The 21,119-nt window shown below is 67.6% G+C and carries 23 protein-coding genes and 2 pseudogenes; 10 read left to right on the forward strand and 15 right to left on the reverse strand.

Annotated features, from left to right (window positions below; translation table 11 throughout):
- The first annotated feature begins 138 nt into the window (after positions 1-138).
- Positions 139-612, forward strand: a complete 474-nt coding sequence (locus OG953_RS42270; RefSeq protein WP_405692520.1) for a hypothetical protein — start codon at positions 139-141, stop codon at positions 610-612.
- Positions 613-972: 360 nt separating this feature from the next.
- On the opposite strand, the gene OG953_RS42275 is transcribed toward OG953_RS42270, so the two are convergent.
- The 9 genes from OG953_RS42275 to OG953_RS42315 all read right to left on the reverse strand — a co-directional run bounded on the left by OG953_RS42275 (position 973) and on the right by OG953_RS42315 (position 6,916).
- A complete protein-coding gene (locus tag OG953_RS42275) occupies positions 973-1,905 on the reverse strand; it encodes a CPBP family intramembrane glutamic endopeptidase (protein ID WP_405691334.1) in 933 nt (310 codons plus the stop codon).
- Between the two features lie 134 nt (positions 1,906-2,039).
- On the reverse strand, positions 2,040-2,669 hold the full coding sequence (locus OG953_RS42280) for a transposase family protein (protein ID WP_405691336.1): 630 nt from the start codon (positions 2,667-2,669) through the stop codon (positions 2,040-2,042).
- A gap of 53 nt (positions 2,670-2,722) precedes the next feature.
- Complete coding sequence (locus OG953_RS42285; protein ID WP_405691338.1) at positions 2,723-3,145, reverse strand: hypothetical protein; 423 nt, start codon at positions 3,143-3,145, stop codon at positions 2,723-2,725.
- On the reverse strand, positions 3,145-3,522 hold the full coding sequence (locus OG953_RS42290; protein WP_405691340.1) for a hypothetical protein: 378 nt from the start codon (positions 3,520-3,522) through the stop codon (positions 3,145-3,147). The genes OG953_RS42285 and OG953_RS42290 overlap by 1 nt, the downstream gene beginning before the upstream one ends.
- An 818-nt stretch (positions 3,523-4,340) precedes the next feature.
- Positions 4,341-4,955: an HAAS signaling domain-containing protein gene (locus tag OG953_RS42295; protein ID WP_405691342.1), complete on the reverse strand. Its 615-nt coding sequence runs from the start codon at positions 4,953-4,955 to the stop codon at positions 4,341-4,343.
- Positions 4,952-5,326: a PadR family transcriptional regulator gene (locus tag OG953_RS42300; protein ID WP_266360896.1), complete on the reverse strand. Its 375-nt coding sequence runs from the start codon at positions 5,324-5,326 to the stop codon at positions 4,952-4,954. The genes OG953_RS42295 and OG953_RS42300 overlap by 4 nt, the downstream gene beginning before the upstream one ends.
- Positions 5,327-5,387: 61 nt before the next feature.
- Positions 5,388-5,714: a transposase family protein gene (locus tag OG953_RS42305; protein ID WP_405692410.1), complete on the reverse strand. Its 327-nt coding sequence runs from the start codon at positions 5,712-5,714 to the stop codon at positions 5,388-5,390.
- A 178-nt stretch (positions 5,715-5,892) separates the two neighbouring features.
- Positions 5,893-6,525, reverse strand: a complete 633-nt coding sequence (locus OG953_RS42310) for an SMI1/KNR4 family protein (RefSeq protein ID WP_405691344.1) — start codon at positions 6,523-6,525, stop codon at positions 5,893-5,895.
- A 199-nt stretch (positions 6,526-6,724) separates the two neighbouring features.
- Positions 6,725-6,916, reverse strand: coding sequence for a hypothetical protein (locus tag OG953_RS42315; protein WP_405691346.1), 192 nt, complete (start codon positions 6,914-6,916; stop codon positions 6,725-6,727).
- Positions 6,917-7,020: 104 nt separating this feature from the next.
- On the opposite strand from OG953_RS42315, the gene OG953_RS42320 reads away from it, so the two are divergent.
- Entirely contained in the window at positions 7,021-8,118 is a 1,098-nt protein-coding gene (locus tag OG953_RS42320) for a hypothetical protein (protein WP_405691347.1), read from the forward strand.
- Positions 8,119-8,282: 164 nt separating this feature from the next.
- Positions 8,283-8,444, forward strand: a pseudogene (locus OG953_RS42325) (recombinase family protein); the annotation flags it as partial.
- A 36-nt stretch (positions 8,445-8,480) separates the two neighbouring features.
- Here the strand turns inward: OG953_RS42325 and OG953_RS42330 are convergent.
- A complete protein-coding gene (locus OG953_RS42330; RefSeq protein WP_405691349.1) occupies positions 8,481-9,044 on the reverse strand; it encodes a dihydrofolate reductase family protein in 564 nt (187 codons plus the stop codon).
- 275 nt (positions 9,045-9,319) lie between these two features.
- Here OG953_RS42330 and tpg point away from each other — a divergent pair, with 275 nt between their 5' ends.
- The 3 genes and pseudogenes from tpg (at position 9,320) to OG953_RS42345 (ending at position 13,517) form a co-directional block, all read left to right on the forward strand.
- Complete coding sequence (gene tpg / locus OG953_RS42335) at positions 9,320-9,877, forward strand: telomere-protecting terminal protein Tpg (RefSeq protein ID WP_405691351.1); 558 nt, start codon at positions 9,320-9,322, stop codon at positions 9,875-9,877.
- Positions 9,878-9,995: 118 nt separating this feature from the next.
- Positions 9,996-10,372 (forward strand): annotated as a pseudogene (locus tag OG953_RS42340) (transposase); the annotation flags it as partial.
- 97 nt (positions 10,373-10,469) lie between these two features.
- Positions 10,470-13,517 carry an NACHT domain-containing protein gene (locus OG953_RS42345; protein WP_405691353.1) on the forward strand — a complete coding sequence of 1,016 codons (3,048 nt, stop codon included), beginning with the start codon at positions 10,470-10,472 and terminating at the stop codon, positions 13,515-13,517.
- 318 nt (positions 13,518-13,835) lie between these two features.
- Here OG953_RS42345 and OG953_RS42350 read toward each other — a convergent pair whose 3' ends face one another.
- From OG953_RS42350 to OG953_RS42360, 3 genes are all read right to left on the reverse strand, one after another.
- On the reverse strand, positions 13,836-14,324 hold the full coding sequence (locus OG953_RS42350; RefSeq protein ID WP_405691355.1) for a hypothetical protein: 489 nt from the start codon (positions 14,322-14,324) through the stop codon (positions 13,836-13,838).
- 141 nt (positions 14,325-14,465) lie between these two features.
- Positions 14,466-14,705, reverse strand: coding sequence for a hypothetical protein (locus OG953_RS42355; RefSeq protein WP_405691357.1), 240 nt, complete (start codon positions 14,703-14,705; stop codon positions 14,466-14,468).
- A 392-nt stretch (positions 14,706-15,097) separates the two neighbouring features.
- Positions 15,098-16,405: a dienelactone hydrolase family protein gene (locus tag OG953_RS42360; RefSeq protein ID WP_405691358.1), complete on the reverse strand. Its 1,308-nt coding sequence runs from the start codon at positions 16,403-16,405 to the stop codon at positions 15,098-15,100.
- Between the two features lie 53 nt (positions 16,406-16,458).
- Between OG953_RS42360 and OG953_RS42365 the strand changes: the two genes are divergently transcribed.
- On the forward strand, positions 16,459-17,034 hold the full coding sequence (locus OG953_RS42365; protein ID WP_405691359.1) for a helix-turn-helix domain-containing protein: 576 nt from the start codon (positions 16,459-16,461) through the stop codon (positions 17,032-17,034).
- Between the two features lie 321 nt (positions 17,035-17,355).
- On the opposite strand, the gene OG953_RS42370 is transcribed toward OG953_RS42365, so the two are convergent.
- Positions 17,356-18,213 carry an SAM-dependent methyltransferase gene (locus OG953_RS42370; RefSeq protein WP_405691221.1) on the reverse strand — a complete coding sequence of 286 codons (858 nt, stop codon included), beginning with the start codon at positions 18,211-18,213 and terminating at the stop codon, positions 17,356-17,358.
- Between the two features lie 32 nt (positions 18,214-18,245).
- Between OG953_RS42370 and OG953_RS42375 the strand changes: the two genes are divergently transcribed.
- From OG953_RS42375 to OG953_RS42385, 3 genes are read left to right on the forward strand one after another with little or no spacing between them, the layout of a single operon-like run.
- Positions 18,246-18,497: a hypothetical protein gene (locus OG953_RS42375; RefSeq protein WP_405691361.1), complete on the forward strand. Its 252-nt coding sequence runs from the start codon at positions 18,246-18,248 to the stop codon at positions 18,495-18,497.
- Positions 18,497-18,808, forward strand: coding sequence for a hypothetical protein (locus OG953_RS42380; protein WP_405691363.1), 312 nt, complete (start codon positions 18,497-18,499; stop codon positions 18,806-18,808). The genes OG953_RS42375 and OG953_RS42380 overlap by 1 nt, the downstream gene beginning before the upstream one ends.
- 47 nt (positions 18,809-18,855) lie before the next feature.
- Positions 18,856-19,575, forward strand: a complete 720-nt coding sequence (locus OG953_RS42385) for an IS6 family transposase (RefSeq protein ID WP_405691365.1) — start codon at positions 18,856-18,858, stop codon at positions 19,573-19,575.
- A 20-nt stretch (positions 19,576-19,595) separates the two neighbouring features.
- Here OG953_RS42385 and OG953_RS42390 read toward each other — a convergent pair whose 3' ends face one another.
- Entirely contained in the window at positions 19,596-21,065 is a 1,470-nt protein-coding gene (locus OG953_RS42390; protein WP_405691366.1) for an NF041680 family putative transposase, read from the reverse strand.
- Positions 21,066-21,119: the final 54 nt, after the last annotated feature.

Here is a 21,119-nt window from a genome sequence, read left to right on the forward strand (position 1 = left end):
CTGAGCGGTTTGTCCGTGACCGACGTCATGGACAGCACCCCGCTCTGGAGCGCGAACTCTGTCCACAGCCCCGTGCTCCGAGACTCGTTTCTGAGGCCGCCGCGGATCAGCAAGGCGGCCCGCACGTGAGGAGCCGTCATGCCCAAGAACACCACCGTCACGCCGCTCGCCCCGATGGATCCGGACGACATCATCAGCGCGTTCGCCTACATCCGGGCGGTGCAGGCCCGCGACGTCGAAACCGCCTGCGCGGTCGTGGAAGACATCGGAGGACCGGACATGCGGGGGCTGCTCCTGGACGTCGCCGAACGCATCATCATCCCGGTCACCGCCGTGGACGACCAGGACAGGGACCTGAGCGGTGAGTCCTTCGTGGTGGAGGCGCTTGGCCGGATGATCCTGGACATCCTGCGCGTCGACGACGACGTCTGCCCGGCGATGCCCCCGGGTATCGCCCACGCCATCATCCGGTTCACCGAGGAGATCCTCACCGAGGACCAGCAGGACATCGCCGATGTACTCAAGCGTCTGCAGGCCGCCGGGGTCGAACAGGCGGTGCGGGTATACGGCCCGCCGATCGGCATGTACCCGGGAGGCGTCTACGCCATGTAGTGCGCATCGGGAACGGCGATGGTGCGCATCGGGTGCGCACCATCGCCTCGCGGTGAGCCTCCGCCAACTTGAAGTCACAGGTCAAAGGGCTGGTGTGACGGTCTTCCGGAGTACTCGCGCTGATCGTGCGCGGCAGTCTGCGGAGTAGATCGTTTGTCAGCGTGTTTTCGACATGGACGTTCAGGATGGGAACACCAACGTCCGTTTGCGTGGCTCCGCCCCTGGACGGGTGCGGTGCGTGGGGCGTACGTCAACGGGTTCACGCAATGTGGATGAGCACCTGGCCGTGGACTCTCAGCCCGCACCGCCTTGCCCAGGACTTGGTGGCTCGGCCCGTGGTCGGCCCCGCAGAACACGCACTTACAGTCTGCGGATCGATGCGGGGTGAGGGACGGTTCGGGCCGTGTAGAAGGATGGCTGGAGTCGGCCGGTCAGCGCCAGGAAGGCAACGAACGCGCCTGTGACGATCCAGCCGGGCCATCCGGCCATGCTCATGTGCAGGGGATCCAGTGCTGCCTTGGAATCGGCGAACTCCGCGACCATATCGACACTCACCGAACTCACGAACGCATGGCCGATGACGGCGGGTACGACCGAGCCGGAGCGCAGACGCAGCCATGTGAAGACTGGCAGGATGAGGAGGCAACTCACCAGCATGGCGGGCACCGACACATACCAGGGCCGACCTGGGTACTGGCCGCCCATCAGCAGCGTGGGCAGGTGCCACAGGGCGAAGGCCGCGCCGGTGATTGCGTACGCCCGTATCAGGCTCCGGCGGTCACCGTCCTGTGCGAGGCGCGGAAAAAGGTAGCCCTGCCAGCCCAGTTCCTCGCCGAAGAACAGCGGAAGCGACACCAGCATGTTCAGCACCGCTGCGGCCGCCCACGAGCCGAGCCCGTTCCAGTGCACTCCACCGAACGGGTAGCGGCCGGCGAAGGTGCCGATGACAAGAGCAGCCGTGGTGAGGCCGGCGGGGACGACGAAAGCCATCAGGCACGCCCGTGCAGCACGCCCCCAGGGCTTCGTCCAGCGCAGGGCGAGCGTTTCCCGCACCCGGCCGCTGCGCTCGACCCAGCGGACGACGAGGATTGCGGCGAGGGCAGGCGCCAACATCGCGGCCGCGATGCACACCTGCTCCAGTGCACCAGTCTCCTCGCGTGCGTCACCGCGCTGGTAACCGCTGGCCAGGAGTGGTGACATGGCCGCCCACATGCCGATGTAAGCGACGCCGAGGAAGATGAACAGACCACGTCGCCGGTTGACGAGCGGTAAGTGCCTGGTTGAAAGCGTCATGACGTGAAACCTACGGATCGGCGCAGCAGCGAGGAATCCAGCTAGAGCGCATATCGACAGTGGAGCTGACTCCCCTTCCTGCAGGGAGACCTCTCCACCCATCGAAGACAGTCAGCGGTTGACTTCGAGGTTCGTCAGTACCAGCAGAGCGCGCAGGAGGTGGGTGGCACGAGCGGGGTCGGTGCGGAGTTTGCTGAGGGTCCGCCAGTTCTTGAGGTGGGCGAAGGCATGCTCGACGGTGCCCGTCCGACGGCGAGGACGCGGTTGGCGGTCTTCTGGCCGGGGGTGAGCTTGTGGGTGCGGGTGGCGGTGTAGCCGGTGACGATCACGGGGTCGCGCAGGTCGTTGTCCAGGCCGCGGAAGCCGAGGCTGGCGGCGCGCAGGTGGTCCAGGATGTGGTCGTGGCGGGCAGCGGTGTTGTCGTGGGTGCTGCCGGGCCGGGCGGCGGATATCCAGATCAGGCGGCCTCTCTCGTCGGTCAGGGCGAGGAAGTGCAGGCCGTGGCGGCGGTGTTTGCCGGAGTAGTTCCGTCGGTCGGCTCTTCCGGTGCGGCGCTGGGTGGGGACGAGAGTGCCGTCGATCAGGACCACCTCCCCGCCCTGCTTGGCGATCTTCTTCAGGGCGCGGTCCAGGCGCGGGGCCTGCGCGGCGAGCAGGGTGATCAGCTCGTCGCGCCAGCGGCGGACCGTGGACTCGGACACGTTGTTGCCGCCAGCCATGTCGGCCAGGCGCTGGTCGTGACGCAGCACAGCCAGAACGATCACCGCGATCCTCCCTCGCGCTTCGGGGCTGGAGAAGGGTCCCAAGCGGCTCGTCGTCAGTGCGCCCAGGGCAGCCGAACCGCCTCGATTTCAGAGTCGTTCAGCAATGCGTTGATGAGGGCTGGGAGCCCGGCAATCTTGGTGGCCCACAGGTCGTAGTCGGTGCACAGGACCCAGGAGCGGTCATCGGCCCAGAGGTTGGACGGGCTGAAGTCGGCTTCGGACTGGTCGTACAGGATCTCGGCGTCGCCGAGCCGGCCCGCACGCACGTGGAGGTTGTCGAAGTCGGTGGCTCCGAGCGTCAGCGGGTTGTAGTAGGCCAGGCAGCGGGTGTCGGGGCCCGCGGGACTGTACTGGGTGAGGGTGACGATCAGCCGGTTCCAGGTCTCACGGTCCAGGCTTCCCTCGGTCGGCGGGACAATGCCCAGCGGCCAGCTGTCCTTCTTCTTGGCCGAGGGAAAGCAACGGTAGGAGGGCATCAGCCGTCGGGCACGGCCGGGCCGCCGGTTCGCCGGGCAAGTTCGGCCCAGCGCAGCCGTCGCCAGCCGGGGCCCGGGTGCTGGGCTCGGCCCAGTCCTCCTCCTGTGGCGACGCCCACGGCGTCGAGGTCGATGCCCGCGACGATGTGGGGCAGGGTGCTTCCGTCGGTATGACGTGCCTGGTGGTACTCGTCGTACGACACATCGGCCGGCCCCTGCTCGTGCTCATACATGGCGTTGAGTACCCACACCGCGTCAGGCATCGCCGGAGGCATGAACCCGGTGATGCCGTCGCCGCACAGCTCCAGCAGCCAGTCGGTGGCCCCGGACGGCACGCGCGGCCACAGGCTTGACATCAGGTTCGACTCCTCGGACATGCGCTCATGGTCCCAGGTGTGAACCCGCCCGCCCGTGAGAGGCCGACATCATGCGGCCCCGAACCTCGCTGCCCGAGCACGTTTCCGTGCACCTGGCTGGGATGGCGAGGCGTACCTCAAGAACCATCGAGCCGACCGCTGACAAACGATCTACTCCGCAGACTGCCGCGCACGACCAGCGCGAGTACTCCGGAAGACCGTCACACCAGCCCTTTGACCTGTGACTTCAAGTTGGCAGAGGCTCGGTGCACCGCATCGCATGCATCGGGTGCGCCCCCACTGCACCGCGCCGGGTGCGCATTTCACGACGGCGGCCTCTATCACACACCCTCTTGACCGCGACCTGATCGGCGGCCGGGACGGGCTGTGTCAAGGAAACGTGCCGGGTGGCGGACCTGGTCAAGGGGGAATGCGAGCCGGGCCGAAACCTGGTCAAGAGGTCGGTCAGCGGCGCACGCACCGGTGCGGTGCGGGACATCGAGTGCGGCGCACCGGAATGCGCGAGCGCTGATGGGGTCCCGGCTCGTGACCCTCCCCTGCAATCGAACGACAGGTCACTCTCCGCGACCGCTCCCCAAGATCTGTGCCAGAACCTAGAAGCGAGAGCACTTGTCGGTGGGTTTCGGCATCACTCACTGTCCGTAGAGCGCATGAAAGTTGATGAGAAGTAGGAGCACCACCTGGCACCTCGCCCCAGCCACCCCATAGCGAAAAGGGCCGCCCGGCCTGCGGCCGGACAGCCCACACAACAAGATTTTCAGCAGTCTTCTAAGTCTGCGCCGAAACGTCCTGGTGGACCGGGACGTCGGCGGCCGCGCTCAGGCGCGGCGGGCCCGCCAGAGCCATACTGCCGTGCCGACCATCAGGGCGAGGCTTCCCAGGTTGCCCAGGAGGGCCGGGACTTCGCCCGCCGCCCAGCCGCTGATCAGGTTCCAGGTGACGATGACGGTGGTCGGCACGATGACGGTGAGCAGCACGCCGGTGGTCTTCTGGACGGCGGTCCAGTGCACTGAGGTGCAAAGAAGTACCGCGCCGGTGACACGGAACAGGAAGCCGAACACCGGGCCGGGGTCGAACGCCGCGTCGGGGCCGATGGAGAAGATCATCGTGAAGGGCAGCGAGAGGGTGAGCATCAGGAGCGGGACCAGGGGGTGCACCTTGCCACGCCGGGCGGGTGCACCGGCACCGCCCCGGGCCGGGGCCCCGGCGGCCCCGTTTTCCGCCTCGGCCAGCGCCGTCGCCGCGATCGTGCGGGGGTCCCCCAGCTCCGCCAGGACCTCGCCGATCGCGGCATCGGGGCGTTCGGTGCGCGTCACCTCGATGTGTTCGGCGAGGTCGGCGAGGAGTTCCTGGCGACGGTCGGCGGGGAGCGCGGAGCTCTCGCGTTCGACGGCGGAGAGGTAGTCGCGTACGGGGTCGGCAGAGGTCTTCATGCGGGGTCTCCGGTGGAGGGGTGCGGGGTGGTGAGGAAGGCGTCGACGGCGTTGCGGAAGCCGGGCCAGACGCGGGTGAACTCGTCGAGCGCGGCCCGGCCGCTGTCGGTGAGCGCGTAGTAGCGACGGGGTGGTCCGGAGGCGGACTCCTGCCAGGTGGTGGTGACCAGGTCGTCGCGGCGGAGCCGGGAGAGCAGCGGGTAGACCGTGCCCTGGCTGGTGGCCAGGGCGCCGGAGTCCTCCAGGGCGTGGAGGAGTTCCACGCCGTAGCGGGGGCGGTCCCGCATCAGGGCGAGTACGCAGTACTCCAGGACACCCTTGCGCAGCTGGGCGGCTGCCCGGGCCTGCTTGGTCGAATCACCTGGTTCCATGCGATGCAAGATACCTGGTGGGGCAAGCGAACAGGAAGGGGGGTCCCCTTCCAGAGCGTCGTCAGCGGTTGATTTCGAGGTTCGTCAGGACGAGCAGGGCACGCAGAAGATAGGTGGTGCGGACGGGGTCGGCGCGAAGCTTGGTGAGGATCCGCCAGTTCTTGAGGTGGGCGAAGCCGTGCTCGACGGGTGCGCGTCCGACGGCGAGGACACGGTTGGCGGTCTTCTGGCCGGGGGTGAGTTTGTGGGTGCGGCTGGCGGTGAAGCCGGTGACGATCACAGGATTGCGTACGTCGTTGTCCAGGCCGCGGAAGCCGAGGTCCGCGAGAGCGCCGAGTCCGGCGGCGCGCAGGTGGGCCAGGACGTAGTCGTGGCGGGCGGCGGTGATTCAAGCTCCGTACCGACCCCGCCCGCTCCACCCAGCTCCTGCGCGCCCTGCTCGTGTTGACGAATCTCGAAGTCAACCGCGGATTTTGATCACCCCCACCTCTGACGCGGTGGGATCGCACGCTGATCCAGCAGCACGATCCCTGCCCTGTCCTCACAGGGTCGATGACCCATGACTTTCACTGTTCGTCGCGGAAGCTGTTGTATTCGTCATTCATCAGGTCCCAGAAGGACCGGTAGCGGACCGCTCCGGGCAGCCAGTGGGCGAGATACCAGGCTTCCCACTCTCCGTCTGCGGTGACCACGCAGGGGTTGAGCAGGTAGACGTCGGTGGCGTTCGGGGTATGGCTGATCGTCAGGGTGTGCGGCAGGTATTCGGGGCGGAGCGAGGCGGGGTCCTGGGCCTCGCCGTAGACGAAGTACTCCTTGTCACTCACCCGAGGCGCCGTCTCCGTGGGTCCACCCGTCCAGCCTGTGATGAGCTCCGGGTCCAGGTCCCGGGCCCATCCGACTTCCTGGAGCGGCAAGATTCGGTCGATGCCATGGGTTGTGTTGAGCCAGCCGTTGCTGGTCAGCAGGAACTGCCGGTAGCTCGCCGGCAGAACGGTGCCCAGTCGCTGTTCGAGCGCGCTGAGTTCCTCGCCGGTAGCCCCAGCAGCCCCCAGCCAGCGAGCTTTGCGCACTTTGTCGGGAAACGGCTCGGCCCGCTCTTGTTCGTGCAGTACGGGGTCGAGCCACTCGTCACTCCACCGTTGCAGCAGATCCCGCCATGCGTAGCAGCGCCCATCATCCTGACTTTGTGTGCTTCCCATGGCGGAAGGTTAAGGGCGAGCACTGACACGCCCTTCGGTCTGTGAAGGCGGGACGGATTCCCAGCCGAGAACAGAATTCAGGCTGGGTACATCGGCCGTCGGTTTCGTCTCCCGCCCCGGCAAAGGCGATCTGTCTCTCGTTGAGAACACGGAACCGTGCCTGTAGTGGGGCGGCGCGGGCCTCGCGGTGACGGACGATCTACGCCTCAGACCACCGCCCATCGATGCGGGAGAGGACCAGGTCGGTCATCTCGGTGACCGGCCCTCGCCAGCGCACCGGCGGGACCGGCTTGCGCAGGGCGGCGGGGTAGCTGGCCGGGTCGTAGTCGTTGGCGAGCCAGACGTGGAATCTGTGCTCGCTCGGTGTCCGCGAGGATCTGGGGCAACGCATTCCAGGGGCTCGATTCAGCTAACTCGCCTTGCTTCTCAGTAAGTTGACTTAGAGGAGGCCACCTCCGGTCTTAGCATGTACACAGCCGACTCATGGGGGAAACGATGGATCCAACGGAGCTCGCGTCACAGACCGTGCGAGTAGTAACAGAGTTTGCCGGGGGCGCAGCCACCGCGGCGGCCACCGGAGTCGGGCAGGCCGTCTCCGACCTCGTACGGCAGCGGCTCAGCGGTACGCCATCGGGACAGGCGGCCTTGGCAGCTGTGGACGCGCAGCCTGATGACCCGGCTGCCGTCGCAGGGCTGCACAACGAGCTCAACGCCGGGGTCGCGGCCGACCAGGACTTTTCCGCCGCGTTGACTGCGGCCCTTGCTCCGGTTCTTGCCGGGCCGCCGCCCGAGGAGCCGCCCATGCAGACCATCCAGAACAGTGTGGTGATCGACGGTGGGTCGCGGGTGCGCGGCAACACCATTTCGCTCGGGCCGGTGACCTTCAACAACACTCCTGCGGGACGCACCGCCTTCGGTGCGATCTGCGTCGCGCTGGCGACCTTGGTGGCGCTCTTGGTCTACGGCAGTATCCAAGCCTTGGACGGTGACTCTCCAGGCTCCCAGGCCAGAGGCGGGTCGGAGCCGGGGCAGGGCCAACAGAAGACCGGGACCGACAGCAACGAAACGGGCAACGACACAGCAGGCATCGGCAATGCGGACCGCGCGATGCCACTCGCCGACGCAGAGGCCGTCCGCAACGTACTGCCGGACGCGACAAGCCTGCCGTCGGGCTGGACCGAGAGCTCAGCACCCACCGCAGACGTCTCCGCGCAGGATGACGGCTCCACCTTCGAAGGCGAGGCCGAATATCTGGGGCGCTACAGCATGGAGACCCAGTTCCTGGTTCGCTCCTACCCGGACGAGGACACGGCACAGACGGCCTTCGACGCGATATCCTCCAAGGCGCGGAAGGAAGGTGCGAGTTCACTGACCATGGCGCAGATCGGGGACCGGGTCGCAGCGTTCTCGATCTCGACGAGTCAGGGAGACGCCTACGTCACCCACACCACCCGCAGCACTGTGGTCCGCACCGGAACGGTCCTCACCAGCGTCGTCGGCAACGACAACGAGAGCCGCAGCTACAGCAGCGCAGACCTCGAAAGCCTCACCCGACTCCTCTCCGACCGCGCCCGAACGGCCCAGACGGGCTGACAACCCGGCCCGCCCTGAGAGTCGCACTCAAGTACCACACCGCCCGCTTTCAGCTCGTCCCCGCGCTCCGCTCCGAACTCCACGTCGCCACCCCGGCCGTACGGCATCCCGGCTCCGTTTGGACGGCCCTGCCGGTGCAGAAGCTCGCGGCGCCGGCCACGGCAATGGAGGTCCGCCTCGCGTACGCCCGCGTCTCCAGCCGGACACAGGAGATCCAGTCTCAGATCGACGCCCTCGAAGCGTCCGGCGTGCACCGGCTGTTCCAGGAACAGATCAGCACCCGGGTCAGGGAACGCCCCGAGATGAAGGCCGCCCTGGCGGCGGCCCGCGAGCGGCAGGCGGTCGAGTCGCGTGACGGGCGCTCAGCGCCTCGTCTCGTACCTGGTCAGGATCACGCCGCAGGGAAGCGTCCGCGTCTCCACCAGGTTCAGGTTCACCCAGTTGTCCAGCGCGGTGAAGAACGGCGTGCCGCCGCCCACCAGGACCGGCGCGGTGGCCAGCACGTACTCGTCAATCAGCCCGGCCCGCATGGCCGCCCCGGCGAGCGTCGCGCCGCCGATGTCCATCGGGCCGCCGTCCTCGGCCTTGAGCCGGGTGATCTCGGCGACCGCGTCGCCGGTGACCAGGCGGGTGTTCCAGTCGACCTTGTCGATCGTCGAGGAGAACACCACCTTCGACATGTCCCGCCAGCGGCGCGCGAACTCGATCTCCGCCGGGGTGGCGTTGGGCTGCTGGTCGCCGGTCGGCCAGTAGGAGCTCATCGTCTGCCACAGCTTGCACCCGTACAGCGACAGGTCGGTCGCCTGCAACTGGTCGGACCAAAACTGGAACAGCTCGTCGCTCGGCACGCTCCAGCCGATGTCGTCGCCGGGCGCGGCGATGTAGCCGTCCAGGGTCAGGTTCATGCCGTAGATCAGTTTCCGCATGGCGCCAGCCTTCCGTGAGTCGGTCTCACGCGTACAGACCGGCGCGGCGCGGGAAACTCATCGGTGCGCGACCTGAGCTCACATGTAGTCCTCGTGCTCGGTGGCTCAGCCGCAGACTCATCGTTCCGCCGAGGAAATGGCATCGATCTGAGACTGATCTTGGGTGACATCGCGGTGAGACAACAGAGAACCAGCAGGTCACAGAAGATCGACATGTCATCGGCGGCGAGACCCTACACAAGACCGACCAGAGCGCCGGAGAAGGGGAGTAACCGATGGTCGACTCGCTCGGGGACAGTCTGGACCGCGCGCTGGAGGGGGCGTTCACCCGCCGCATCCCGCAGAGCGCCCAGGCGCAGATGAAGTACCTGGTCAAGCAGCTCAAGGGCACCAAGGCCGCTGCGCAGGCGCTCGGGATCTCCCAGCGCACGGTGGAACGTTACGTCGCGGGAAAGCTGAAGCGGCCCCGCCGCGACCTGCGCGACCGCATAGAACGTGAGGTCAAGAAGAGGTGGCAGCCGCAGATCCGCGCGAAGGCGAGGAAGAAGGCGGCGTCCACGGGCGGGCTGGTCGTCTCCACCCGCGCCCGCTTCGGGTTCACCGCCGCCTCGGGAACGACCGACGACGCCCGGATCCGCGACATCACCCAGGCCCTGCCACCCGAGTGGGCAGACCGCCTGTTCACCGCCCGCGAGCAGGGAGCCAACGAGCGTCAACTCCAGCAGATCGCGGCCGACGGCCTCGCCCAGATGTACTTCCGCGCCAACAACTCCCGCGCGCACGGGCTCGGGGTGGAGTTCACCGACGTGGAGCGGATCGACATCCAGCTGTGACCGCCCGCCCGTGGGAGGGGCCCCGAGCCAGCACGCGGGACGCTGTTGGTTTATTCGGGGCCGGGTGTGACGTCGGCTTTCGAGACCCGGTTGTGGTCTTGAAGGCCGACGTTGCCGTATGGGGTGGGTGCGGGTATCGATGCAGCCGAAGGGTCGGGGCGAGGTTCGAGCGGAGACGGTGTGGGTGGCGCGGGCCGCATTCCCGAAGGGGAGTCCGGCGATCCGGGTCCGGGACGAGCTGGGGCCGATATTCACGGACGAGAAGTTCGCGGACCTGTTCCCAGTGCCGGGGAAACCCGCCTGGTCGTTGGGGCAGCTGGCACTGGTGCTGGTGCTGTAGTTCGTCGAGGAGCTGACGGACCGGCAGGCCGCACAAGCAGTGCGGGCACGGATCGACTTCACGTACGCCGCCGTGCCTGGCACTGGATGATCCGGGCCAACTTCTCGGTGCCGTCGGAATTCAGGGACCGGCCCGGGGAGGCCGGTACCGGGAAGTTCGGCGAGGTTTCATCCTGTCCGGATCTCGCTCACCGCTGGTGCGGAGCAGGCTGTTCCGTGCGTAGAGGCGGATCTCGTCCGGCATCCTGTTGCGGTGACTCGACTTCCCTTACACCAGCGGCGGCGGTGGGTGCGGCTGGGACTTCTGGTGCTGTGCGCGCTGGTGTCGGTGGCGCTCGGCTGGGTGTTGCTGGCCTCCGATCAGAAGTTGGATAACGAGCAACTGGTCGCCTGGTTCGGCCTGTTTGTGTCACTGGCCGCCCTGGCGGTGTCCCTGGCCCAGTTCTTCCCGCCACTGCCGCCGCCCACCGACGCGGCGCAGCTCGCGGACGACCTGGCGGTCTCGGTGCGTGAGCAGTGGGAGGAAGAGGTCACGGCCCGCAACCTACGTGTTCCGCGCGTGATTCCGTTGTCCTGGTCCGCTACCCGCCGACCGGTGGCCGCGCCGCCCGAGGAGACGCACGGAGGCACCGTCGACGCCCGTGTACTGCGACTGTCGCTGAACGGCCGGCTGGAGGGCGACTTCGACCAGGCCGCTCGACGGCTGGCCCAAGGGTACCGGCGCGTGCCCACTGGCCGTCTCGTGGTGCTGGGCGAACCCGGTTCGGGCAAGACCGTGCTGGCCGCCATGCTCAACCTGGGGTTGCTCGCCGAACGCGAGCCGGGAGCGCCGGTTCCCGTACTGCTCACGTTGTCCAGTTGGGACCCTGTGAGCGAATCGCTCAGAGACTGGATCGAGCGCACACTGGGCACCGCCTACTACGGCGGACGGATCGACATCCCCAGGCTGCTGCTGCGTGGACAGCGCTTGCTGCTGATCCTGGACGGCCTGGACGAGATGCCCGAGGCATCGCGCCGCAGCGCCGTATGTGTGATCAACGAATCCTGCGGTGAGGGTGCCGGGGTCGTGCTGACCTGCCGCTCGGCCGAGTACCAGGACGTCATCGAGGGAGGCTCGCCCGTCCTGCGTTTTGCTCCGGTGGTGGAGGTGGCACCGGTGTCGGCCGCGGACGCCGTCGCCTACCTGAGCGATGTCAGCTGGCCCGCCGGTGTCGTATGGGAGCCGGTGTACACGCATCTGCGGGCGAACCCCGACAGCCCAACGGCGGTTGCCCTGTCCACTCCGCTGGCCCTCACCCTGACCCGCACTGTGTACAGCAGTTGCGACCGCGACCCGAATGAACTCCTCGACTTCGACAGCTCGCACGCGGTGGAGGACCACCTTCTGGACCACATCATCACCGCCGCGTACGCCCCGGCGCCGGGCAGCGGCGGACAACGGAACACGGGCGAATGGCAGCGCAGCGCGAAGCAGGCCGAGGCGTACCTGACCTACCTGGCGACCTACCTTCACCGGTACCGCGAACGCGACCTCGTCTGGTGGCAAATGAGCCAGCGCCTGTCGTCCCGCCTCACCGGCTTCGGACTGGGAATCGCTGTTGGCCTGCTCGCGGCGTTCACCGTGATCGGTGGGATGTCCCTCACGGGCACAAATTTCTACGGCTCCGACGGACCTGACGTTGCGATGATGATCGGGTTCGGCAGCGCAATTCTGACCATGATTGTCTGGTACGCGGCACCGGGCGGGTCGCCGGGGAGGTTGTCACTCAGGTGGCACGGTTCCCTGGGGCGGCTCGGAAAGGGCTTCGCCGCCGGTCTGAGGCTGACCGCCATCCTGATCGTCCCCGTCGGCGCAGCGGGGGCCGTCGCCCTCGCGTTCTCGGGCAAGTGGACCGAGCCGAATCTCGCCGACTACGTCATGCCGGTGGCGGCAGCATGCGGGGCGGCTCTCGCGATCAGCCTCGCCCTCGCCGCGCACGCCTGGCTCGATGCGCCGTCGGACCACTCCAAGAAGGCCAGCCCCGCGGGCCTCCTGCACCAGGACCGGACATCGTCACTGGCCGGAGCCCTGGCAGCCGGAGCGGTTCTCGGAGCCTCCGCCGCACCGCTGACCATTCTCGGCTGGTCGGCCGCGTTCATTGTCTTCTCCGGACTCACATACGGTCCTGCTGCTCCTTCAGCCACCGGCTTCATCGCCGAAAGGTTCCACAGCAACGCCGCTTACAGCTCGGAAACGGCCGTCGTCATGAGCACCCTGCTGCCCGCAGCGGTTTTCGCCCTGCTGGTTCTGCTGACCAGGGCATGGCCAAGATTCCTCCTGCTCCGCCTGACCCTCGCCGCCCGGGGAAAACTGCCCTGGAACCTCATCCGCTTTCTTTCCGACGCCCGGGACCGGCAACTGCTACGGCAGTCAGCAGGTGCGTATCAGTTCCGGCACATCCGCCTGCAGGACCGGCTCGCGAGCCGAGCGCTGGCTCAGGACCGCGCACTCCCCACCCGCGTCCGGACCGGTCGGCGCCGCACGATCCAGGCAACCACCACAGCCACCGCGGCCACTCTGCTCCTGGCCGTTGCACTCGCGGTGCCCGACAGCTCCCCCGACCGTTCCGCGCGCGACTTCATGAACACAGGCGATGTCAAGTACATGACCTTCGGTCGGCCAGGAACCGACACTCTCATTACGGTCAATGAGCAGCAAGAGGTGCGGCAATGGAACACGAAAACCGGCAAGGAGCTCGGCCGCAAGAAGGCCATCCCATCCGTCGGTAAATGGGATTTGCCTGAAGATTACGAGAAATTCGACCTCTTCGTGGCACTCCCGAATGGACTCCTGGCGTTTATGGATGGCGTGGACAACGTCGACGAAGCGGGAAACCCGCCCTCTTTCAACGCAAAAATATTTCCATGGAATGGCACAGAATGGAAAAGCGATCCCTCTGCGCTTCCAAACAAAAAGCTTCTCGCCGAAATCTATTCCAACCCTTATGTGGACATCGACTGGCTCTCGCAAGGGTCCGTCACTTGGCGCGATAAGAAAACCGGGAGAAGGCCACACTGTAAGTTTCGCCTCGAAGAGTTAATCAAAGCGTGGCCCGAAGTGTGGCACGTCAGCGATGACGGCGAACGCTTGGCCTTCGCGATTGACAACTACGTCATCACGGGAACGTTCAATGACTGCAAGAAAAATGATCCGTTGTGGTTCGGTTACCATTCCGTCAAATCTCTTGCGCTCAGTGCTGACGGTAGTGAGCTGGCGGTTAACGCCGACGGCATCACTCGGCTGCGGACCCTGGATCACTGATATGCGGTAGACCGAGCATGCCACCGCATGAGACAAGGTGTCGTCTCGCCCACTTGTCGTGGCAGCGCCCGAGGTCTGCCCGAATCTGCGCCGCCACGCTGCGCATCGCACATGGCGGCGGTCTTTTGGGTCCCGCCGTCTCCGCCCGTACCTTGCCCGACCCCTTCGGCCGCATCGACACCCGCACCCACCCCATACGGCAACGTCGGCCTTCAAGACCACAACCGGGTCTCGAAGGCCGACGTCACACCTGGCCCCGGATAAACCAACAGCGTCCCAGCACGCGGTTCGGGGCCCCCTTTCTGTGCCGTCGCTGGGTCAGCCGACGGCCTGCCGGTCGGCCAGCATCTTCCTGGCCTGCTGGTAGTCCTCGTACGTCGCGGCCTGCAGCGTCTCCATCCGGGTGAGCACCCTCGCGGTGTTGTTCTGCTTCATCGCGCTGCCGGCGAACTCCAGCAGCACCTCCACCATCGCGTGGCTCTTCCAGTGCCGCAGCTCCGCCTCGTTCACCATCTCCGGGTCGCCGGCCATCATCAGGTCGACCAGCCGGTCCCGGGCCCACCCCTCCCGCTGCCGACGCCACCAGCCCCCGCCCGGCCGGTTCAGATCCCGCACCTTGCGGATCTGCCCCACCAAGGCCCGGATCTGCGCCTCCTGCTCCGGCGTCCACTCCCGCCCAGCACCGTCATGAAGCGCCTGCACGGCCTCCTGCACGACCTTGGCACCGTCACCCGCTCCATCGCTCAGCTGCTCCACGGCCTTCCTGAGCGACGCTTCCGCCGTCTGTGCACCGTCATGTTCGGACACACTCACCCCTTTCTTCTCCGGAACGCGCGGCATACACGCCGCGCGGCGCCCCGGACAATCGGACGATCAGACCGGTGCGCATATTGAGCTCGTGCCTCATCCCGGTCCTGGCCGTCCTGGATGAGCGGTTGCGGGTTGCAGCTACTCCTTGCCGTGTTCCAGGCGTCGGCGGGCCTCCTCGCGCCGGGCCGCGGCCTCGTACGCGTAGGACCTCGCCTGTTGTTGCTGGGGAAGACCAGCGGGGTTGGAGCTCCGCTGGGTGATGTCGTTGCCCAGACGGGCGGCGATCAGACGGACCGGCAGATGGCTGCCGCCCTCGGCGAACTCGAGCAGGTGCGCCAGCGCGTTCAGCTCGCTTCTGCGCATTGGCAGGTTCACCATCTCGTCGTCCCCGCAGGTGAGTGCGTCGACCGTCCGGCCGTAGTAGGCGGTGTCCCACTCCTGAGAAGCACGCTCCCGTGCCCCTGACAGTCGTGGCTGAGATCGCTTCGCGCGCCAGTGCGGCAGGTCAGATGCGCGGCCGCGTCCAGTGAGACAGACAGGAACCGTAGGTGCGCGCCGGCCGCCCCCGCGCGCTTTGAAATCTGTGAGTCTCACAGCCCATTTCCCCAGGTAGGAGCGCTGCCCTGTGAGGTGCGATAGCTGTTGTCCCGTCGCAAAGGATCTGGTCTTCGAGGCCGGCTCTGACCTGGATCGGCCAGATCAAGTGAGACGCGGAGGCATTGAAGGTCTCAGGTGATCTGGTCCGGGGAGAGTGGATACCTGTGTCCGTCTCAGGTGATCTGGTTCGCCTGGGGCGTTTCCGCCCGCTTGCTGGGGTCGCGCTCAAGCTGGCAGCCCAGCCATGCGGCAACGTCCGTGATGACCGCCGCGTCGACGTGCTGGGGTGCCATGTACCCGGCGGGCGTCGACGGTCCTGTCCCTGGGAAGAAGAGGTGGTCGTTGGCTTCGTGGATTTGGATGGTGACGTCCGGACGCCCGGTCAGTCCATCTCGCCAGAGGGACAAGTCGTGCTCGACGGTGACCTGGTAGTCGCGGCCGCCCTGAAGGATCAGCAGCGGCTTGTCCAGGCGGGCGGCGGTGGCAACCGGGTCATAGGAGCGCAGGTCCAGCCAGTACGAGGCCGGAAGGCCGAAGGGAAGGTCATCTCGGGGCGTACGGGGTGACAGGGCAGTCTCGACGGTTGTGGCCTGCCGGGTTATCTCCGCAAGGACCGCCTCGGAGTGCGGGCCGGGGTCGAGGGCGGCGAGGTGGCCCACGACCCGGACGGCCGCCCGGTGCATGGGCTCGGCGTCACCCGCCAGGATCACGACGCCCGCGACAGACGGCTCGGTCTCGGCGACCCGTGGGGCGACCTTGCCACCCATGCTGTGCCCGGCGACGAACACCCGGCTGGAATCGACGCACGGCTCCTCCTGGAGCAGACGCACGGCGGCGACGGCATGGGGGACGTACTCGCGTGTCATCGTGAAGTCGTCCGCGGCAGCCACCTCCGCCGCGTGTGCGAAGGCCACCTTGTCGTGGCGCAGCACCGCCACGCCGCGGCTGGCCAGACCCCAGGCGAGGTCCTTCAGGGGCTTGTTGGGTCCGCTGGTCGCGTCCCGGTCGAAGGGACCTCCGCCGCTGAGAAGCACGACCCCGGGCCACGGGCCGTCACCGCGCGGAACGGTGACGGTGCCGGCCACTGCGAGAGCACCGGCTCCGACGGTGACGTCGTGCTCCTCGAAGGCATCCGGATCCGCGTAGGAGGGCGCCTCCCATGGTTCGCAGGCAGGGGGCGCGAGGCGCAGCCCGTTCAGCAGGCCGGCGGAGTCGACCGACATAACGGCGGTGAACTGTCCCCGTTCGCAGACCACGGGAACGCTAACCCGGATCAGGTCCGGCCGCAGGCGCTCGCTCGACGGTTCGCCGAGGTCCGTGACCGGACCGGTTCCCGCGGTCTCGGCGAGCCAGGCCGCCTGGAGGGTCTCGGCGGTCAGCGCAGCGCGCAACGGCTTGGCGAACAGCGCAGCGATCTCCCTGAAACGGCCATCGATTGCCCACTCGACCACCAGCACGGCGGTGTCCTCTGCAGTCCGCATCCCCTCACCTTTCTTAGATTTGAGAAAGTTAGCATGCGTGAGAAAGTGGAGTGATGGACACCTTGGAACTCCTGGCGCATCCTGTCCGCCTCCGCGTGGTCCACGCACTGCGTGGCGGGCGGGCCCTGACAACGGGGCAGTTGTGCGCTCTGATCCCGGACGTGTCAAAGGCGACCGTCTACCGGCACGTCGGCCTTCTCGCCGCGGGCGGCATCCTCGACGTCGCCGACGAACGGCGAGTGCGGGGCGCCGTCGAACGCAGCTACCGGCTACGGCAGGAACGCGCGGGCATCGACACGGAAACCGCGCGCGCGCTCACCCCGCAGCACCACGAGCGGGCATTCGCTGCCGCCATGGCCGCCCTGATTGCGGAGTTCGGCGCTTACCTGGAGCGCGAAGGCAGCGATCCCGTGGACGACCTCGTCGGCTATCGGCAGCACGCGATCTGGCTCAGCAAGGACGAGCTCGTAGCGCTGATCGGCACGATGCAGGCCGCCATCGCGCCCCTCCTCGCCAACGAATCCTCGCGGGAACGTACCCGCTACCTCCTCAGCCCCATCCTGTTCCCCGCCGAACAGGCCGAACAGGCCGAACAGGCCGAACAGGGCGAACAGCAAGACCCGCTGTAGCCGACACCGCCGCTCGCGGTGAGTCAGATCATCTGAGATGACGAGCGAATCAGACCAGATCACTTGAGACGGGGCCAGGTCGACAGAGACGGGACAGCTGTGCGAGCAGCCATCGGCCAGGGCCTGTGTGTCCTCTGACAAGTAATCTTGACCGTTTGCCAGGCTAGTTTGACCGGCCCGTTCCACGCTGAACCGCGCCTCCCTACAGGCGATGGCCCGGCCAGTCCGGGGTGGCAGCTGGCGATGGGGTGCTGTGCCGGGTGGTTTGGTGACTGGCCTGGCGGCGACGGAATCGGGAGTCGGGGGCGGGACTGGCCGCAGTCAGGGGGACTTTACGGCGTTGACCATGGTGTATCCCATCTTGTCCCGGCATAGGGCGAGGATGCGCGGGTAGACGGTGTCGAGCTGCGCCATCGCGTCGGTGCCCACCAGCTCCGCGATCTGGGCGCGCCTTGCGGCGAACAGGCGCGGGATGAGCTCGTAGGTGGGCTTGAACGCCCGGGACATGTCGCGCGTGTCCTGGATGGCGAAGCCGGCCTCGCCGAGCATGCGGGAGTAGTCCTCGGGTCCGGCGGGGAGGCGGGAGAGGGCGAACGCGGCCTGGAAGAGCTGGACTTCCTCGGGTGTGAAGGGCACGGCTTCGTAGCAGTCCGCGAGGACGAAGCGGCCCCCGCCCCGCAGCACCCGCCGAACCTCGCGGATCGCGGCGGGGCGGTCGGAGAAGTGAGCGAAGGACTCGATGGCCCACGCGGCGTCGAAGGTCTCGGACTCCTGGGGCAGGGCCATGGCGTCCGCCTGTTCGAAGGTGACGCGGTCGGACAGTCCCGCCTTCAAGGCACGGTCGCGGCCGGCCCGGACCTGCGCGGCGCTGACCGTCACGCCGAGCACGCTCGCGCCCGACTCGGTGCCGATCCGCACGGTGGGCCGGCCGGTGCCGCAGCCGACGTCCAGCATCCGCTGTCCCGGCAGCAGCCCGACCACGTCGATGAGGGTGCCGGTCCAGGAGTCCTGGGCCCGGGTGAGTTCCTCCCACATCTCGTCGGCCGTCAGCTCCCCCGTCTCCGTCCGCACGCCGTCGGTCCACATGCCCAGGTGCATGCTGTCGCCCATGGTCAGGCCGTACAGGCCCCCGAAGCGGTCGTACCATTCGCCGACCTCCCGGGCCGATGGATTGCTCATGTCCAACTCCTCGCTTCCGGGCGGCCCACGGGGTGGGCCGGCGCCGCCGGGCCGACCCGGCCGATCGGCCCCGCTGCCTCCACCACTTCCCGCACGCCGAGGCGGCCCGCCTCCTGCGCGGAGAGGTCTGGCATCAGCAGGCCGCCCGAACGGCCACCGCCCATACTGCCGCCCTGGCACCGGACAACCTCGGCGTCGAGGTCGAACAGCGTGAACTGGGCACCTATGACCGGATGTTCACCCTCATTGAGGGCGGCGGCGGGAAAGAGGAGGCGGACACCTGATGCCCCGCACCTCAGCGGCCGGCTCCCGGCCCGGCACGGCGAAAACTGCGGACACAACAGCGCCCACTGGCCGTCAGACTGCCTCGGACCTGGCATTCCTTGCCCGTGCGATGAAGGCTCCCACTCTGCTGGACGCCGCCGAACGTCTGGCCGAACGCGCCCGCGCCGAGTCCTGGACCCACACCGAATACCTGGTCGCCTGCCTGCAACGCGAGGTGTCCGCCCGCGACAGCCACGGCGGCGAGGGCCGCACCCGGGCTGCCCACTTCCCCGCGATCAAGACCATCGAGGGGCACTGTCACGTTGACTGACCGGCCTGGGATGATCTTCTGGTTGGTCGTGCTGGGAGGGGGCGTCCGTGGACAGCGCACCGCCGTCGTCCAAGGGGCACCGGTACCCGGTGGAGATCATCGCGCACTGCGTGTGGCTGTACTTCCGTTTCCCGCTGTCGTTCCGCGAGGTCGAGGAGCTGATGCTTGAGCGCGGCGTGCTCGTCTCCCACGAGACGGTCCGCCGCTGGTGTACGAAGTTCGGGCAGGCCTACGCTAACGGCCTGGGCCGCCGGCGTGTGCAGCCGGGTGACAAGTGGCACCTGGACGAGGTCTTTCTCAGGATCAACGGTGAGCTGAAGTACCTGTGGCGGGCCGTCGACGCCGATGGCAACGTGCTCGACATTTTGGTCCAGAACCGGCGGGACGCCGCTGCGGCCAGGCGGTTCTTCCGCAAACTACTCAAGAAGACCTGCTCGGTGCCGAGGGTGGTCGTCACCGACAAGCTGCGCTCCTACGGCGCGGCCCACCGCGAGGTCATGCCCTCCGTAGGACACCGCGCCCACAAGGGTCTGAACAACCGGGCCGAGAACAGTCATCAGCCGACGAGGCAGCGCGAACGCGCGATGAAGGGCTTCCGCAGCGTGGGCGGGGCCCAGCGGTTCCTGGCCGCGTTCAGCGGCATCTCACCGCACTTCCGACCACGCCGCCACCTGATGACCGGCACCGAATACCACACCGAGATGACCACCCGCTTCGCCATCTGGGACGAGATCACCGGCGCCACCGACCAGCCCATCGCAGCGTAAGCCAGGCCCCCACCCAACCCCTACACACCCTGACGCGCCCTCAATCGATCAACACCGCACCAACGTGACAACGCCCGTGGGGTTGTTGGCTTCTTCGTCCGTCGTTTTGCGGGGCCCGGTTTGTCGACTGTGTGCACGTCATAGCGTGGGGTGGGCCGGGTGTTCTTGCGGCCGGGCGGCCGGCCTGGGCCGGGGCGGGAGGATTTCGGTGCTCCGGCGGGACAGCCGGCCTTCGGGCGGAGGTGCCGGAAATCGCGGCGGACTCGGGCGGGAGTGAGCCTGTCGGACGGGCTCGGTCTCTCCCACGGCCGTCGCAGGTCGGCTGCCAGCGGGCGGGCCAGACGTAGTTGGGTGAACACAGCGAGGATCAGCCAGGTCCACCGGTCGGCTGCTTCGGGGGTGCGGATCTTGGGGCAGGTCCAGCCCAGGGTCTGCTTGAACAGCCGGAAGGTGTGCTCGATGTCGAAGCGCCGCAGGAACGCCTGCCACAGACGGTCGACGTCGGCTGTGGTGGCATCGGTACCCGACCACCACAGCCACACCGGCTTCGGTGTCGCGCCGCTGGGCAGGTGCTCGACCTGCAGGCGGATCACGGTGCCTTCGATCACCGGCAGGGCGCCCAGCTGGGCAGTCCAGGCGGATCGATGGGTCAGCCTCGGGTGGAGCCGGTCCCAGGCCCGTGCGGTGGCAGTGCCGTAGAGACGGGTCCCGGTCACCGTCTGCGCGTCGGGTGTGTTCCAGGTGGCGGGGTCGCCGAAGACGAACTCGCCACCGTGGCGGGGCGGGCGGCCCCGGGCGCCCGGCATACGGCGCGGGACCGTGCGGCGCAGGACGCGGTCCGAACGCATCCGGCCCAGCACCTGCACCGGCAGATCCTTCAGCAGGAAGGCCAGCCGCGGCACGTCGTATCCGGCGTCCACCACGATCAGAACGTCCGGATCGCCGTCTTTCCACTGCCCGGACGCCATCAGCCGCTCGACGAGTTCACGCATCTGCCCGGCCGTGACAGTGGCGGCATCATCCCCTGGGGCCAGACGCAGTGCGTCCAGCGGGGCGGTCCACGAACTGCGGCCCGTTTCCAGCGCGCAGATCACCGAGTACGGCCAGCCGGGAACAGGGATGTGCTGGTCCTTGCCCCGTCCGTAGGTGTGGCACAGGATCCGCTGCGGTGAGGTATGCGCGCTGGGGCGCAGCCAGCAGGTGATGTCGGCGGCCAGGACCAGGCGGCCGTCCGCCGCCCGCGGCAAAGACACCGCAGCCAGGGCCCACCGCAGCCTGCCGACATCGACCTCGCCCGCGGCCAGGGCGTCGTAGAGCCCACCGTGCCCGCGACGATGCTCGCCCACCAGCGACAGCTCCACCAGCGACCGGACCGGACCATCCGCACACAACACGGCGTCCGCAAGCTCGAACAACGCATCCGCACGCCGGGGCAGACAGGAGTAGAACTCACCCCGGAAGCGTGACAGTTCCGCAAACGGCGTTGTCACGTTGGTGCGGTGTTGATCGATTGAGGGCGCGTCAGGGTGTGTAGGGGTTGGGTG

The organism is Streptomyces sp. NBC_00057, from assembly GCF_045041165.1.
In the GTDB taxonomy this organism is placed as follows: Bacteria; Actinomycetota; Actinomycetes; order Streptomycetales; family Streptomycetaceae; genus Streptomyces.